Origin of the sequence: Streptomyces sp. NPDC029044 (genome assembly GCF_040637495.1) — a bacterium.
Taxonomy (GTDB): Bacteria; Actinomycetota; Actinomycetes; order Streptomycetales; family Streptomycetaceae; genus Streptomyces.
The window spans coordinates 80,727-95,957 of the sequence record NZ_JBEZWN010000001.1 but is presented as its reverse complement, the minus strand read 5'-3'; the positions used below and the strand labels follow the sequence as shown (position 1 = coordinate 95,957).

At 69.9% G+C, this 15,231-nt stretch carries 16 protein-coding genes; 7 read left to right on the top strand and 9 right to left on the bottom strand.

Features of this window, described 5'->3' with window-relative positions:
• The first annotated feature begins 53 nt into the window (after positions 1 to 53).
• Both AB0E85_RS00425 and AB0E85_RS00420 read left to right on the top strand, forming a co-directional pair.
• A complete protein-coding gene (locus tag AB0E85_RS00425) occupies positions 54 to 1,946 on the top strand; it encodes a PQQ-binding-like beta-propeller repeat protein (RefSeq protein ID WP_361920939.1) in 1,893 nt (630 codons plus the stop codon).
• 226 nt (positions 1,947 to 2,172) lie between these two features.
• Entirely contained in the window at positions 2,173 to 2,853 is a 681-nt protein-coding gene (locus tag AB0E85_RS00420) for a response regulator transcription factor (protein ID WP_361920937.1), read from the top strand.
• A 340-nt stretch (positions 2,854 to 3,193) separates the two neighbouring features.
• On the opposite strand, the gene AB0E85_RS00415 is transcribed toward AB0E85_RS00420, so the two are convergent.
• Together AB0E85_RS00415 and AB0E85_RS00410 are read right to left on the bottom strand one after the other, a co-directional pair.
• Positions 3,194 to 3,511, bottom strand: a complete 318-nt coding sequence (locus AB0E85_RS00415) for a hypothetical protein (RefSeq protein WP_361920935.1) — start codon at positions 3,509 to 3,511, stop codon at positions 3,194 to 3,196.
• Between the two features lie 18 nt (positions 3,512 to 3,529).
• On the bottom strand, positions 3,530 to 5,209 hold the full coding sequence (locus AB0E85_RS00410; protein ID WP_361920933.1) for a sodium:solute symporter family protein: 1,680 nt from the start codon (positions 5,207 to 5,209) through the stop codon (positions 3,530 to 3,532).
• 164 nt (positions 5,210 to 5,373) lie between these two features.
• On the opposite strand from AB0E85_RS00410, the gene galT reads away from it, so the two are divergent.
• Genes galT through galK form a run of 3 tightly spaced genes read left to right on the top strand, consistent with a single transcriptional unit; the run spans position 5,374 to position 8,585 of the window.
• Positions 5,374 to 6,435, top strand: a complete 1,062-nt coding sequence (galT, locus tag AB0E85_RS00405; protein WP_361920931.1) for a galactose-1-phosphate uridylyltransferase — start codon at positions 5,374 to 5,376, stop codon at positions 6,433 to 6,435.
• Positions 6,432 to 7,394 (top strand): UDP-glucose 4-epimerase GalE, encoded by a 963-nt coding sequence (gene galE / locus AB0E85_RS00400; protein ID WP_361920929.1) that lies wholly within the window; start codon positions 6,432 to 6,434, stop codon positions 7,392 to 7,394. Before galT ends, galE begins: the two co-directional genes overlap by 4 nt.
• Before the next feature lie 27 nt (positions 7,395 to 7,421).
• On the top strand, positions 7,422 to 8,585 hold the full coding sequence (gene galK / locus AB0E85_RS00395) for a galactokinase (RefSeq protein WP_361920928.1): 1,164 nt from the start codon (positions 7,422 to 7,424) through the stop codon (positions 8,583 to 8,585).
• Between the two features lie 61 nt (positions 8,586 to 8,646).
• On the opposite strand, the gene AB0E85_RS00390 is transcribed toward galK, so the two are convergent.
• The 4 genes from AB0E85_RS00390 to AB0E85_RS00375 form a co-directional block, all read right to left on the bottom strand.
• Entirely contained in the window at positions 8,647 to 8,814 is a 168-nt protein-coding gene (locus tag AB0E85_RS00390; RefSeq protein WP_361920927.1) for a hypothetical protein, read from the bottom strand.
• 14 nt (positions 8,815 to 8,828) lie between these two features.
• Positions 8,829 to 9,287 (bottom strand): hypothetical protein, encoded by a 459-nt coding sequence (locus AB0E85_RS00385; protein ID WP_361920925.1) that lies wholly within the window; start codon positions 9,285 to 9,287, stop codon positions 8,829 to 8,831.
• A gap of 230 nt (positions 9,288 to 9,517) precedes the next feature.
• A complete protein-coding gene (locus AB0E85_RS00380; RefSeq protein ID WP_361920923.1) occupies positions 9,518 to 10,183 on the bottom strand; it encodes a hypothetical protein in 666 nt (221 codons plus the stop codon).
• Positions 10,184 to 10,281: 98 nt separating this feature from the next.
• Positions 10,282 to 10,740 (bottom strand): N-acetyltransferase, encoded by a 459-nt coding sequence (locus AB0E85_RS00375; protein ID WP_361920921.1) that lies wholly within the window; start codon positions 10,738 to 10,740, stop codon positions 10,282 to 10,284.
• A gap of 307 nt (positions 10,741 to 11,047) precedes the next feature.
• Between AB0E85_RS00375 and AB0E85_RS00370 the strand changes: the two genes are divergently transcribed.
• Complete coding sequence (locus tag AB0E85_RS00370) at positions 11,048 to 11,815, top strand: response regulator transcription factor (RefSeq protein WP_184561324.1); 768 nt, start codon at positions 11,048 to 11,050, stop codon at positions 11,813 to 11,815.
• Here the strand turns inward: AB0E85_RS00370 and tamR are convergent.
• On the bottom strand, positions 11,774 to 12,271 hold the full coding sequence (tamR, locus tag AB0E85_RS00365) for a MarR family transcriptional regulator TamR (protein ID WP_184561325.1): 498 nt from the start codon (positions 12,269 to 12,271) through the stop codon (positions 11,774 to 11,776). The two genes, AB0E85_RS00370 and tamR, sit on opposite strands and share 42 nt — an antisense overlap.
• 127 nt (positions 12,272 to 12,398) lie before the next feature.
• On the opposite strand from tamR, the gene AB0E85_RS00360 reads away from it, so the two are divergent.
• Positions 12,399 to 13,217 carry a trans-aconitate 2-methyltransferase gene (locus tag AB0E85_RS00360; protein ID WP_361920919.1) on the top strand — a complete coding sequence of 273 codons (819 nt, stop codon included), beginning with the start codon at positions 12,399 to 12,401 and terminating at the stop codon, positions 13,215 to 13,217.
• Between the two features lie 50 nt (positions 13,218 to 13,267).
• On the opposite strand, the gene AB0E85_RS00355 is transcribed toward AB0E85_RS00360, so the two are convergent.
• The gene (locus AB0E85_RS00355; RefSeq protein WP_361920917.1) at positions 13,268 to 13,945 is read right to left on the bottom strand and encodes a TetR/AcrR family transcriptional regulator; all 678 of its coding nucleotides are present in this window, start codon (positions 13,943 to 13,945) and stop codon (positions 13,268 to 13,270) included.
• Positions 13,942 to 14,955 carry a fatty acid desaturase gene (locus tag AB0E85_RS00350; RefSeq protein WP_361920915.1) on the bottom strand — a complete coding sequence of 338 codons (1,014 nt, stop codon included), beginning with the start codon at positions 14,953 to 14,955 and terminating at the stop codon, positions 13,942 to 13,944. Before AB0E85_RS00350 ends, AB0E85_RS00355 begins: the two co-directional genes overlap by 4 nt.
• Positions 14,956 to 15,231 lie beyond the last annotated feature (276 nt).

The following is a 15,231-nucleotide window of genomic DNA, read 5'->3' as shown; positions in this document are numbered from 1 at the left end:
CCTCCTTCCGCACTCCGCCAGTCGTCCGTCCCCTTTCCCGAGGTACCCACGCCATGACCCAGCCGCCGCCCCCGCCGCCCCAGCAGCCCCCGCAGGGGGGCGGTTTCGGGCCGCCCCAGGACCAGCCGCCGCAGACCCCGCCGCCCGCGGCCGGGCCGGACCTCGGCAAGACCCCGCAGCCGGGGTACGGCTACCCCCAGGCGCCGCAGACGCCTCCGCCGGCCGCCCCGCAGAACCCGCCCCAGCCTCCGGCGGGTTACGGGTATCCGCAGGGGGCTCCGGCGCCCCAGACCCCGCAGCCCCCGCAGACCCCGCAGACCCCGCCCGGATACGGCTATCCCGGTCAGCAGCCGGGGCCGTACGGGCAGCCGCAGCAGGCGCCTTACGGGCAGCCGGGGTACGGGCAGCCGGGCTTCGGGCAGCCGGGGTACGGGCAGCAGCCCGGTTACGGCTATCCGCAGCAGACCATGCCGCACCCGCCGCAGGCCGGTCAGCCGGGCGGCGGCAAGAAGCTCAACGCGCAGATGCTGATCATCGTCGCCGCGGTCGTGGCGATCGCCCTGATCATCGGCGGCGGTGTCTGGTACGCCTCGTCCGGCAAGGACGACGGCAAGAAGGACGACACCGCTTCCTCCAGCGGCGGCACCGGCGGCACGGACGACGGCAACGGCGGCACCACCGCCGGCAAGGAGAAGGCGCCGTCCGACCCCAGCGCCAAGGTCCTCTTCCAGGTCCCGGCGCCCGAGGTGAAGAACGACAGCACGGTCGTCGTCTCCGGCTCGTGGCTCACCGACAAGGCGTACGTCAAGAGCGGCATCGCCCGGATCGTCGGCTACGACCGCGACAAGGGCGGCGAGCTGTGGAAGATCCCGCTGGACGGTCCGGTCTGCCAGGCCAGCCGCCACGTCACGGACGACAACCTGACGGCGATCCTCTACCAGCCGGCGATGCCCACCAAGGCCGACCCCTCGCACGGGTGCAGCCAGATCGCGCTCATCGACCTCGACGCCGGCAAGAGGTTGTGGACCAAGACGGTCAAGACCGGTGACCAGCTGATCAACTTCGACAACATCACCCTCAGCGGGAAGACCGTCGCCGTCGGCAGCACCAGCGGCGGCGCCGCCTTCGACGTCTCCGGCAAGCTCCTGTGGAGCCCGAAGCCGGCCGACTCCTGCTACGACGCCGGGTACGGCGGCGGCGACAAGCTGGTCGCGGTGCGCAAGTGCGGCTCCTACGGCCAGCGGCAGCTGCACATCCAGACCATCGACCCGAAGTCCGGGAAGGTGATCTCGGAGTACAAGATGACCGAGGGCATCGAGTACGCCAGCATCGTGTCGACCAACCCGCTGGTCGTGGCCGCCGACGTCGGCGACTCCGCGGGGGACGGCAGCGGCATCTCCGACTTCTTCTCCATCGACGGCAAGACCGGCAAGCTGCGCACGCGCATCTCCGCGCCGGGCGAGCAGTTCGCGGCACGCTGCGAGGGCATCACCCGCGTCGAGGCGTGCAACCTGCTGGCCGTCGGCAACGACCGGCTGTACCTGCCGACCGAGGAGCACGACGGCACCGGCAAGTACAGCCAGACCAACGAGATCGTCGCCTTCGACCTCGCCACCGGCAAGCAGACCGGGCAGCGGGCCGACGCGGGCGACGGCTACACGATCTCGCCGCTGCGCATGGACGGCGGCAACCTGATCGCGTACAAGCGTCCCCCGTACGACAAGGGCGGACAGGTCGTGAGCATCTCCGGCACCGCCTTCAAGGAGACGACGCTGCTCCAGAACCCCGCGACGGACGCCGTGCGCGACGTGGAGACCAGCATGTCGCCGGAGTACTCCGAGTTCCTGTACGCCGATGGGCACCTCTTCATGTCCAAGGTGTACGCGAGCAAGCGGTCGACGGTGAGGGACAAGGAGTACCTGGCGGTCGGCTTCGGAACGAGCTGATCGTCCGGTGATCGGCTGATGTTCCTTTCGGTCCCGTCCCTGTTCAGGGGCGGGACCGTTCGCGTTTGGCGCGGTCAACCCGGAGTGAGGGGTATTTCGGCGATCCGGGGCGATTCTCGCCGGTAGGGGGAGCGCAACGTCGAACAAGCGTGTAGCTTCCGGGGGCATGAAGGCGGGGGAGCCGGGGGGCTTCCATGGGGGGCTGGGGTGACTGGGGGGTTGCTCGATGGGAGTGCGGCTCATGGTGGTCGACGACCACCGATTGCTGGCCGAGGCGCTGGCTTCGGCGCTGAAGCTGCGGGGGCACCGGGTGCTCGCCGCGGCGGCGCCGGCCGCGGGGGCGGCGGAGCTGGTGATCACGCGGGCGCCGGAGGTGTGCCTGCTGGGGACGGCGGCGCCGGCGGAGCCGGGGATCTTCGACCCGGTGGTGCGGATCAAGCGGGAGCGTCCGCAGGTCGCGGTGCTGGTGCTGGGGCCGGTGCCGAGCCCGCGGGGCATCGCGGCGGCCTTCGCGGCGGGGGCCTCCGGTTATGTCCGGCACGATGAGCGCATAGAGGGTGTCGAGCGGGCGATCATGAAGGCGCGGGCGGGGGAGGCGGCGGTGGCGCCGCAGCTGCTGCAAGGAGCGTTCGGCGAGTTGCTCAACCCGGCGGCCCAACCGGACGACGAGGGCCAGCGGTTGCTGTCCATGCTCACGCCGCGGGAGGTCGAGGTCCTGGTCCGCGTCGCGGACGGCGAGGACACCCGCCTGATCGCGGCGGGCATGGGCATCGCACCGTCGACGGCGCGTACGCACGTCCAGCGGGTGCTGATGAAACTGGGCGTGGGGTCGCGCCTGGAGGCGGCGGCGCTGGCGGCGCGGACGGGGTTGCTGGACCGGGCGGGGCCGGTGTCCCGGGAGCCGTGAGCCGTCTGATCGGTGGTGGGGGTGCGCGCCCGCTTCGCCTGACGCCGGGTGGTGGGTCGGGGCCGCGCCGGGGGGTGTCCGTCCTCGGAACGGCGCGATGGGGTGTCATACCGACTCACTGGCGTTGACGCGCCAACCGCTGCGGGCGGACACCCCCCGACACGTCCCCTTGCGTACGACGGCGGGTGCGAGTCCGCTCAGCCTGCGGGCATGCGTGCCGCTGGGGGCGATGGGGCCCCATGCTCGAGCGAAGCCGAGAGCTTGGGGGAGGGTGGGCGCAGGCGGCACCCCGCCACGCCGGGCTGCGGACCCACCCGGCCTGGGCAACGGCGGGCCCGGGTCACTCCACCCGCTCGTCGTCCTCCGGCTCAACCCCCGGAGGGGCCGGGGCCGCGGGCCGCAGCTTCAGCCACACCAGGAAGAACAAGCCCAGCAGCAGCATTCCCAGCCCGGTCCACAGGTTGATGTTGACCCCCTCCGCCTTGTCGAGGTCGGCGTCGGACGCCGTGAACCCGGCGATGGTGACGATGACGCCGTAGACCACGAACAGTCCGCCGATGATCCGCCGGATGTCGAACAGCCTCGCGGCGGTCGCCGACTTGCCCTCCAAGTCGGTGACTTCCCGCTGCACATCCCGGTCGGAGTAGTGCTCGGACATCTGTCGATCCTCCCTCGGTCAGAACGAGAACGGGATGTAGCAGGCCGCTGCCAGGACGATCGCGCCCCAGCCGAGCAGCGCCGGCTTGCGGTACCAGGCCTCGTCCCCGGGCGCCGGCGGCTCCGCCATGCCCGGCGAGGTCGTGCCGTAGACCAGTCCCTGCAACTCCTCCACCGGCTTCGGCGCGGTGAACAGCGACACCGCCACCATCACCACCGCGCCCGCGACGAACCCCGCGATCGCGGAGACGAAGTTGGCCCCCTGGTCGGAGGGGATGTCGATGATGTCCTGCTTGTAGAGGACGAAGTAGTTGACCATCGCGGCGGTGGTGCCCGCGAGCAGTCCCCAGAAGCCGGATTTCATCGACGCCCGCTTCCAGAACATGCCGATGATGAAGACGACGAACATCGGCACGTTGAAGAAGGAGAACAACGTCTGGAGGTAGGCCATGATGTTCGAGAAGGACCGCGCGAGGAACGCCGTGCCGATGGAGGCGAGGACGCCGATCGCCGTGATGAGCCGGCCGAAGCGCACGTAGTACTCGTCCTCCCGGCCCTTGACGACGTACTTGGCCCAGATGTCCGTCGTGAACACGGTGTTGAAGGACGACACGTTCGCCGCCATGCCCGCCATGAACGCCGCGAGCAGGCCGGTGACGGCGATGCCCAGCACGCCGTTCGGCAGCAACTGCTCCATCAGGTACGGGATGGCGTCGTTGTACTGGAGGTCGGAGCCGGAGGTGCCGATCTTCGGGACCAGGACGGCGGCGACCAGACCCGGGATCATCACCAGGAACACGATGAAGATCTTCGGGAACGCGGCGATGAGCGGGGTGCGCTGGGCCGCCGAGAGGTTCTTCGCGGACAGCGCGCGCTGCACCTCGGCGAAGTTCGTCGTCCAGTAGCCGAAGGAGAGGACGAACCCGAGGCCCAGGACGATCGTCAGCCAGTTCGCGCCGAGCGGGTTGTCGCTGCCGATGCCCGTGCCGCCCCAGGACGTCATGAAGTCGGCGCCGCGGCTCTCGGTGAGGGAGTCGGACAGGCCGTCCCAGCCGCCGACCTTCTTCAGGCCGAGGACGGAGATGGGGATGAGCGCCGCCAGGATCACGAAGAACTGGAGGACCTCGTTGTAGATCGCCGAGGACAGGCCGCCGAGCGTGATGTACGCCAGGACGAAGAACCCGGCGACCACGATCGCCACCCACTCCGGCCAGCCCAGCAGCGCCTCGACGACGATGGCCAGGGCGTAGAGGTTGACGCCGGCGATGAGGATCGCGGCGAAGGCGAAGAGGACCGAGCTGAGCAGATGCGCCGCCTTGTCGAAGCGCAGCAGCAGGAACTCGGGGACCGAGCGCACCTTGGAGCCGTAGTAGAAGGGCATCATCACCAGGCCGAGGAAGACCATGGCCGGGATGGCGCCGATCCAGTACCAGTGTGTGGTGTAGACGCCGTACTGGGCGCTGTTGGCGGCCATGCCGAGGATCTCGGTGGCCCCCAGGTTGGCCGCGATGAACGCGAGACCGGTCACCCAGGCGGGCAGGGAACGGCCGGAGAGGAAGAAGTCGAGGCTGGTCTTCACCGAGCGGCGGGCGGCGAAGCCGATGCCGAGGACGACGACGAAGTAGATGCCGAGGATCGTGTAGTCGAGCCAGTTCGTGGGGAGTCGCAGCTCGGCCGACAGATAGGTGGGGGTTTGCATGAGCCCTCGCTTTGTTGCGGGAACTGACACCTCGCGGAATCCACTTCTCCGCATTCAGTAATTGAACACGCCCGCTGATGTTCTTTGTTTGATTGTGATGTTGACGATTGTGGTGAGTTGTGTTTTGATATGTTGGGTTCTGTTTGAAGGACAAGGAGTCCGGCGTGAAGAAGACCTCGACCCGGCTGGCCGACGGTCGCGAGCTCATCTACTACGACCTGCGTGACGACAGCGTGCGGGACGCCACCGACCGACGCCCGCTGGACCGCACCGTCACCACGTCCGAGATCCGCCGCGACCCCCTCCTCGGTGACTCCGTCGCCATCGCCTCGCACCGCCAGGGCCGCACCTACCACCCCCCGGCCGACGAGTGCCCGCTGTGCCCCTCCGAGGGCGACCGCCTGAGCGAGATCCCGGACTCGTCCTACGACGTCGTCGTCTTCGAGAACCGCTTCCCCTCGCTCGCCGGTGACTCGGGCCGCTGCGAGGTCGTCTGCTTCACCTCCGACCACGACGCGTCCTTCGCCGACCTCACCGAGGAGCAGGCCGCTCTGGTCCTGGAGGCGTGGACGGACCGCACCTCCGAGCTGTCCCACCTCCCCGCCGTCGAGCAGGTGTTCTGCTTCGAGAACCGGGGCGCCGAGATCGGCGTGACCCTCGGGCACCCGCACGGCCAGATCTACGCCTACCCCTTCACCACCCCCCGCACCGCCCTGATGCTCCGCTCGGCCGCGGCGCACAAGGAGATGACCGGCGGGGAGAACCTCTTCGACGCCGTCCTGGAGCGTGAACTCGCCGGTGAGCGCGTCGTCCTGGAGGGTGAACACTGGGTGGCCTTCGTGCCGTACGCGGCGCACTGGCCGTACGAGGTCCACCTGTACCCCAAGCGTCGCGTGCCCGACCTGCTCGGGCTGGACGAGGGCGCGCGCACAGAGTTCCCCAAGGTCTATCTGGAACTCTTGAGGCGCTTCGACCGGATCTTCGGTGAGAGTGAACCCCCGACGCCGTACATCGCGGCCTGGCACCAGGCCCCGTTCGGCGCGCTGGAGGAGTTCGACGGGGTCGTGCGTGAGGACTTCGCGCTCCACCTCGAGCTTTTCACCATCCGCCGCACTTCCGGCAAGCTGAAGTTTCTCGCGGGTTCCGAGTCCGGCATGAACGTGTTCATCAACGACGTGCCGCCGGAGCGCGCGGCCGAGCGACTGCGAGAGGTAGCGAGTTCATGAGCGGGAAGTACCTGGTGACGGGCGGCGCGGGATACGTCGGCAGCGTGGTCGCCCAGCACCTGCTGGAGGCCGGTCACGAGGTCGTCGTCCTCGACAACCTCTCCACGGGCTTCCGCGAGGGCGTCCCGGCGGGCGCGTCGTTCGTCGAGGGCGACATCCGCGACGCCGCCAAATGGCTGGACCCCTCCTTCGACGGCGTGCTCCACTTCGCGGCGTTCTCACAGGTCGGCGAGTCGGTCGTGAAGCCCGAAAAGTACTGGGACAACAACGTCGGCGGCACCATGGCGCTGCTGGCCGCGATGCGCGAGGCGGACGTCCGCAGGCTGGTCTTCTCCTCCACGGCGGCGACGTACGGGGAGCCCGAACAGGTCCCCATCGTCGAGTCGGCGCCCACGTCCCCGACGAACCCCTACGGCGCCTCCAAGCTCGCGGTCGACCACATGATCACGGGCGAGGCCGCCGCGCACGGCCTGGGCGCGGTCTCCCTGCGCTACTTCAACGTCGCGGGCGCCTACGGGGCCTACGGCGAGCGCCACGACCCCGAGTCCCACCTGATCCCGCTGGTCCTCCAGGTCGCGCAGGGCAGGCGCGAGGCGATCTCCGTCTTCGGCGACGACTACCCGACGCCGGACGGCACGTGCGTGCGCGACTACATCCACGTCGCGGACCTGGCCGAGGCCCACCTGCTGGCCCTGACGGCGGCCGCTCCCGGTGAGCACCTGATCTGCAACCTCGGCAACGGCAACGGCTTCTCGGTCCGCGAGGTCATCGAAACGGTCCGCACGGTCACCGGCCACCCGATCCCGGAGGTGGTCGCCCCGCGCCGGGGCGGCGACCCGGCGGTCCTGGTGGCCTCGGCCGCCACGGCCCGCGAGAAGCTGGGCTGGAACCCGTCCCGCGCGGACCTCGCGGGAATCGTCGCGGACGCGTGGGACTTCGCGCAGCGGCGCGGCAACTAGAAGGCACGGAAGGGTCAGGGGTCAGGCATGAGCGAGGCTGTGGCGGAGACGGTCGCCGCACGGTTCGGCGAGCTGTACGGAGCCGAACCGGACGGTGTGTGGGCGGCGCCGGGCCGCGTCAACCTCATCGGCGAGCACACGGACTACAACGACGGCTTCGTCATGCCGTTCGCCCTGCCGCACACGGCGGTGGCGGCGGTGGCACGCCGTGCGGACGGCGTGCTGCGCCTGCACTCGCAGGACGTGGAGGGAGGAGTGGCCGAGCTCCGCCTCGACGACCTGTCCCCCGGGTCGGACAAGAACTGGACGGCGTACCCGGCGGGCGTGGTCTGGGCCCTGCGTGAGGCCGGCCACGCCGTCACGGGCGCGGACATCCACCTCGCCTCCACGGTCCCCTCGGGCGCGGGCCTGTCGTCGTCGGCGGCCCTGGAAGTCGTCGTCGCCCTGGCCCTGAACGACCTGTTCTCCCTCGGCCTGCGCGGCTGGCAGCTGGCCCGCCTGTGCCAGCGCGCGGAGAACGTCTACGTCGGCGCCCCCGTCGGCATCATGGACCAGACCGCGTCGGCCTGCTGCGAGGCCGGCCACGCCCTGTTCCTCGACACGCGTGACCTCTCCCAGAAGCAGATCCCCTTCGACCTGGCGGCGGAAGGCATGCGCCTCCTCGTGGTGGACACCCAGGTCAAGCACTCCCACAGCGAGGGCGAGTACGGCAAGCGCCGGGCCGGCTGCGAGAAGGGCGCCGACCTGCTGGGGGTCAACGCGCTCCGGGACGTCCCCTACTCCGGCCTGGACGCGGCGCTCGCCCGCCTGGGCGACGACGAGGAGGTCCGCCGCCTGGTCCGCCACATCGTCACGGAGAACGAACGCGTCGAACGGGTCGTGGCTCTCCTGGAGTCGGGCGAGACCCGCGCGATCGGCCCGGTCCTCGTCGAGGGCCACGCCTCCCTCCGCGACGACTTCCGCATCTCCTGCCCGGAACTGGACCTGGTCGTCGACACGGCCCTGGCCTCCGGCGCCCTGGGCTCGCGCATGACGGGCGGCGGCTTCGGCGGCTCGGCGATCGTCCTCGCGGAGGAGCCGGACGTCGACTCCATCACCAAGGCGGTGACGGAGGCGTTCGCGGCGGCGGGCTTCACGACGCCCCGCGTCTTCGAAGCGGTCCCGTCGGCAGGAGCCCGCCGCCTCCGCTGACGGCCCCGCCGAAAGCGGCACCCTCGCCCTGCGGGGGCGCCGCTCTCACCGCGCGCCCCGGTCAGCGATTGACGGACTGGATCTCCTGGACCGGCACCCGGGTGGTGGTGGCGAACGTGCCGTCGGGCAGGTCCCCGCCCGTGCCGCCCGCGCCTTCCCAGGTGATCTCCCAGGTGAGAGTCGCCTCCAGGCCGTAGGTGCCGTCTCCCGACGAGCGCAGGTACCGCACGCCGCACGGAGGCGTCAGCTCTCCCTTGCCCCGGGCGTACGGCTCTCCGATGGAGCCGTCGTCGTCGCCCACAGTCCGGTGCCGGGCAGACTCGCCGTGACGGAGACGGGCTTGAAGGCGCCCTTGTCCAGCCAGACCCAGGTGGGTGCGTTCATCGTCGACCGGGCGTTCGGTGCCAGGGAGATCCTGGTCGGCGGCACGACGGTGCGCTGGTGCGCGAGCCCGGCGAGAGTCTCGGTGTCGATGGCCTGCGGGACGCCGGGGTCATCACCGGTGTCGACCCAGAAGGGGTCGCGCTTACAGTTTCCGGCGGCGGGGTCGTCCTCCATCTTCGGATTCTTGACGGCGACCCACCACATGCCCTCGTCGTTCTTGTCGACGTTGAAGTTCTTGTAGGGGCGGCCCCCTTGTAGCGCGCCTTGTCGTCCGCGACCCCCGCAGGCGCACCACCGACCGAGTCGTAGATCGACCAATTGGCCGCGGTGTAGGTCTTGAAGTCCTTGGCCTTCCAGTAGGGCTCGTACCAGCAGGCCGGCGGTTCCCAGTCCACGGCGGTGGACGTGATCGCGCCACTGTCCTTCGAGGGGGCGCTGCCCTTCACGTTGAAGCTGACGCGCGACTCCAGCATGGGTCCTGAGGCGTCACCAGACGTCTCCTCCGAAGAGCATCGCGGCGGTCAGGGCCCCGAGCGCCACGCGCTGGTTCACGGCTGGCACCTCTGAGAACCGCGGTCCTCGTGCAGGCTCCAGATCTGCCAGACGCCTTGCTTGTCCTTCTTCACGCCGGTGTTGTAGTACACGTAGCTGTCGGGCGAGGTCTCGACCACCTGAACCTTCTTCGTCTTCAGGTCCTTGACGTTCGCTTCGCTCTCGTCCACGCAGTACGTCAGCGCCGCAGAGGTCTTGTCGAACACCGTCACCTGGCGATCGAAGTAGCGCAGGGTTCCTGCCCAGCTGGTCTTCCTGGCGTTGTTGTCCTTCGCGTAGTTGTAGACGCCCCTCAGCGCGGCATCCGTGTAGTAGAAGCCCATGCCCGACTTCTTCAGATCGCCGGACGCCACGGCCTGCCACACCGTGCTGACGGCCCGTTCGTTGTCCGCCAGAATCGCGTCCTTGACGGCGTCCCCGGTCTGCCGGCCCTCGAACACCAGCTTCATATCCGAGGGCAGCTTGATCTCCGGCCGGTCGATCCCGTCCGCGGACGCCGAAGCCGAAGCCGAAGGCGAAGCAGAGGCCTTGTCGCCCGAATCCGCTCCGGCGATCTTGTCGGACGACGACGAACCGTCACCTCCCCCCGAACCACAGGCGGTCAGCAGAAGGGCCGCGGATGCGGTGAGCGCGGCTGTCACGAGCCGAGCGGGGCGGTTCACTGTGTCTCCCGTTGATCATGTGTGGGGGGATAACTCAAGCGAACCAACGCTATCGGTGGGCTATGGCGGTGCGTCATGGAGGGCTTCGGCCCCGCAGATCAGCCCAGCCTCTTCACCAACGCGTACTCCGTGATCCCCGGCGGATAGTCCGGGATCACGCTCACCACCTCGTACCCCTGCTTCTCGTAGAACCTCGGGGCCTGGAAGTCCCAGGTTTCCAGGCGGGCCGCGCGGCAGCCGCGGGACGCTGTCGCGATGTGTTCCGCCTGCGCGAGCAACTGCGCACCCAGCCCCCTGCCGCGATGGCGTTCGTCGACCCAGAGGTACGTCACGTGGAGCCAGGTCGCCCAGGTGTGGCCGACCAGGCCGCCGGCGAGGTCGTCGTCGCCGTCGTTCACAGCCCACACATGCAAGGGGGTGTCCCTTTCGTCCGGAGTCCCGCGCAGGGCGCGCAGGACCGGAGAGGCGGCTGTGTTCGTGTCCCGCAGGCGTGTGCGGAGCAGATCACGTCGGGCCTTGTCGACTTCTGTCTCAAGACGGAACATGCGGCACACCATAAACGCGTCGGACAGTCAGTTCTGCAAATAACCTTCCGCTCCGGGCCCCCGTCCGTACCCTGATGAACAGCACCGGTGGGGGCCGGTGCCGATCAGGGGGCGAGACAGCCGGGTACGACGCCCGGGGTGGGGGTAGCGGTTACTGCACGGCGGCGGCCGTGCGGCTGCGGCGACCCGAACAGGCTGCTGCGGCAACGACGGACGGTCGGCGCGGCAGATCCGGACACTCCGGCGTCGTACCCGCGCGGTGTCATCCTCCGGTGATGGGGTAGCCCCTGCTCTTCGGGAGCTCGGGGAAGGGGGTTTCGTGGTTCGCATCCGAGTCCTGGTCGTCGACGACCATCGCATCTTCGCGGAGTCACTCGCGGCGGCTCTGGCCGCCGAGCCCGATGTCGACGTCTCGGCGGCCGGCAGCGGTCCGGCCGCGCTGCGCAGTCTGGAGCGCGCGGTCGCCGAGGGGCGGCGCTTCGACGTGCTGCTCGTGGACGCCGATCTGGGCGGCAAGGTGCCGGGCGCCCGCCCGGCCGTACCCGTGCAGGAGGGCAACGAGGACGGGCTCGTCGACGGGATCTCCCTCGTCACGGGCGTGCGCTCGGCGCAGCCGAACGTACGGATCGTCGTGCTCGCGGAGAAGGACGATCCGCGGCGGGCAGCGCTCGCCCTACAGGCCGGCGCCTCGGGGTGGGTCGCCAAGGACTGTTCGCTGTCCCGGCTGCTCACGGTCATCCGGGGTGTGCTGCGGGAGGAGACCCATCTGCCTCCCGCCCTGCTGACGGGCGTCCTGCGAGAGCTCACCGCCGCCCGCAAGCACCGCACCGAGAGCGAGCGGCTCGTGGAGTCCCTCACTCCGCGTGAGCGGGAAGTGCTGCGGTGCATGGTGGCGGGGCTGGGGCGCAAGGCCGTCGCCGAGCGCCTGTACCTGTCGCCGCACACCGTGCGGACGCACATGCAGAACGTCCTCGGCAAGCTCGGCGTCCACTCCACCCTCGCCGCCGTCGCCCTGGCGCGGCGGGCCGGGGTCGGGCCCGCGGACCTAGCCGGGGATGTTGTCGAACGGGGCGGTCAGCTGGCGTAGCAGCCCCGCCAGTTCGCCGCGCTGGGCCCGGGAGAGTTCCGCGAGGATCGCGCGCTCCTGGTCCAGCAGACCCGCCAGGGCCTGGTCCGCGCGGTCCCGGCCCTCGTCCGTCAGCCGGACCAGGACGCCTCGGCGGTCACTGGGGTCGGGAAGCCGCTCCACCAGGCCCTTCTTGGCCAGGCGGTCGATGCGGTTCGTCATCGTGCCCGACGTCACCAGGGTCTGGGTGAGGAGCTGTCCCGGCGAGAGCTGGTACGGCGTGCCCGCGCGGCGCAGCGCCGTCAGGACGTCGAACTCCCACGGCTCCAGGTTGTGCTCCGCGAAGGCCAGCCGCCGGGCCCGGTCGAGATGCCGGGCCAGTCTGCTCACCCGGCTGAGTACCTCCAGCGGTTCCACGTCGAGGTCCGGGCGCTCCCGGCGCCACGCTGCGACCAGCCGATCGACCTCGTCCTCCATGACGATCAGTGTAGTGGTTGTGTCGACGTAGAGTCTCTTGATGTCTAGTTTCTTGACATCGAGATAGCTGCTCGATCACGCTGGGTACGCGCCCCGTTCGGCCACCCCCAGGACACCAGGAGGACCCATGCCCGCAGCCGCCCCCACCTGGGACCCCGCCCAGTACCTCCGGCACGCCGGTCACCGTGCGCGCCCCTTCGCCGACCTCCTCGCCCGCGTCCCCGAGCTGCCCGGCGGCGCGCCCCGCATCGCCGACCTCGGCTGCGGCCCCGGCAACGTCACCGCACTGCTCGCCGCCCGCTGGCCCACCGCCCTGATCACCGGCTACGACAACTCGCCCGAGATGCTCGACAAGGCGCACGTCGAGCATGAGGGGCCGACCTCGCACGGCGGGCGTCTCGACTTCGGCCACGCCGACGTACGGACGTGGACGCCGGACGAGCCGTACGACCTGATCGTCAGCAACGCCACGCTGCAATGGGTGCCGGGGCACGCCGAACGGTTCGCCGACTGGACGGCCGGTCTGAAGCCCGGCGGCACCCTCGCCTTCCAGGTGCCGGGCAACTTCGACGCCCCCAGCCACCGGCTCATGCGCGACATCGCCGCCTTGCCGCGTTGGCGCGACCGGCTCGACGGCGTCCTGCGCCACGCCGACGCCGTCCTCGATCCCGAGGCCTACCTGGAGCGGCTGACGTCCCTCGGCTGCGCGGCCGACGTGTGGGAGACGACGTACATCCACCTGCTCCAGGGCGAGGACCCGGTGCTCGACTGGGTGAAGGGGACCGGACTGCGGCCCGTGCTGACCGCCCTCGCCGACGAGCCCGAGGCGCGGGAGGACTTCGTCGCCGAGTACCGGGAGGCCCTGCGCGAGGCGTACCCGGCCGGCCCGCACGGCACGCCGTTCCCGTTCCGCCGGGTGTTCGCCGTCGCCCGGAAGCCGGGCTGACGGCCACCGCCCCCGCACGCGCCGGCGGGCGGTGCGGCAGCGTCAGGGGTTCAGGCCTTGCGGCGCCCTATCAGGTGCGGCTTGGCCTCTATCCCGTCCAGGCCGTGCCAGGCCAGGTTCACCAGATGCGCGGCCACCTCGGCCTTCTTCGGCCTGCGCACGTCCAGCCACCACTGGCCGGTCAGGGCGACCATGCCGACCAGGGCCTGGGCGTACAGCGGCGCCAGCTTGGGGTCGAAGCCGCGGCTCTTGAACTCGCGGCCCAGGATGTCCTCCACCTGGGTGGCGATGTCCGAGATCAGCGAGGCGAAGGTACCCGTCGACTGGGGGATGGGGGAGTCACGCACCAGGATGCGGAACCCGTCCGTGTACTCCTCGATGTAGTCCAGCAGGGCGAACGCCGCCTGTTCGCACAGTTCGCGAGGGTGACCGGCGGTGAGCGAGCTGGTCACCATGTCCAGCAGACGTCGCATCTCGCGGTCCACGACGACCGCGTACAGCCCTTCCTTGCCGCCGAAGTGCTCGTACACCACCGGCTTCGAGACCCCGGCCTTCGCCGCGATCTCCTCCACCGACGTGCCCTCGAACCCCTTCGCCGCGAAGAGCGTGCGACCGATCTCCAGCAACTGCTGACGGCGCTCGGCACCGGTCATCCGGGTGCGACGCGCTCGCCGCGGCTTGTCGTTGCCTGGGGTGCTGTTCGAGTCGGTCGCCACAGCGACCATCATGCCGCCTCGACGGGCTCCTTCCCGCGCGGGGAGCCGCCTTCCCCGGTGTTACGGCGCGAATCGATACGCGAGCGTGACGGCCAGCGCACGTCGTACGCCCAGCCCGCCATCTCGAACCAGCGGATCAGCCGGGCGGACGAGTCCAGCTGGCCGCGCATCACGCCGTGACGCGCCGAGGTCGGGTCGGCGTGGTGCAGGTTGTGCCAGGACTCGCCGCACGACAGGACCGCCAGCCACCACACGTTGCCCGAACGGTCGCGCGACTTGAAGGGCCGCTTGCCGACCGCATGACAGATCGAGTTGATCGACCAGGTCACGTGGTGCAGCAGGGCCACCCGGACGAGCGAACCCCAGAAGAACCCGGTGAACGCGCCCCACCAGGACATCGTGACCAGACCGCCGATCAGCGGCGGCAGCGCCAGTGACAGCACCGTCCACCAGACGAACTGACGGGAGATGGCACGGAGCGTCCTGTCCTTGATCAGGTCCGGCGCGTACTTCTCCTGCGACGTCTGCTCCTCATCGAACATCCATCCGATGTGCGCCCACCACAGGCCCTTCATCAGCGCCGGAAGGGTCTCCCCGAACCGCCACGGCGAATGCGGGTCACCCTCCGCGTCCGAGAACTTGTGGTGCTTGCGGTGATCGGCCACCCAGCGCACCAGCGGACCCTCGACCGCCATCGACCCCGCGATCGCCAGCGCGATCTTCAGCGGCCGCTTGGCCTTGAAGGACCCGTGGGTGAAGTGACGGTGGAAACCGATCGTGATGCCGTGACACCCCAGGTAGTAGAAGAAGACCAGCAGACCGAGGTCCAGCCAGCTCACCCCCCAGCCCCACGCCAGCGGAACCGCCGCCAGCAGCGCGACGAACGGGACGGTGATGAAGAGGAGCAGGGCGACCTGCTCGATGGACCGCTTCTTCTCGCCGCCCAGCGTGGCGGATGCGGCGTCGGTGGCCTGACCGCGCGCCTCTGGGGCGGTGTCGATCACGTCGGAGCTACTGGTCATACGCGTCCCCTGGGGGGTAAGTGGATGGAGAAGGAGTGGCCGGAGCGCGGGAACCGTGACGTGCTTCCTACGGGTCCGTAACCTACGGCATCGTAAGTATGGCAGTGCGTTGCCCGGCGGCAAGAGCCCGCGAGCCTGCGCGTCCCGGCCGACACCTATCCTGGAGTCGGTCGGACAGCGCGGTCCGCTCTGATTTCTTCCCGGATGTCCGATCCGTATGCGGCGCCCCGCCGCGCGAGACGCCGTCCGGGTTCCCCTCCCAGACGAGCTTCAACA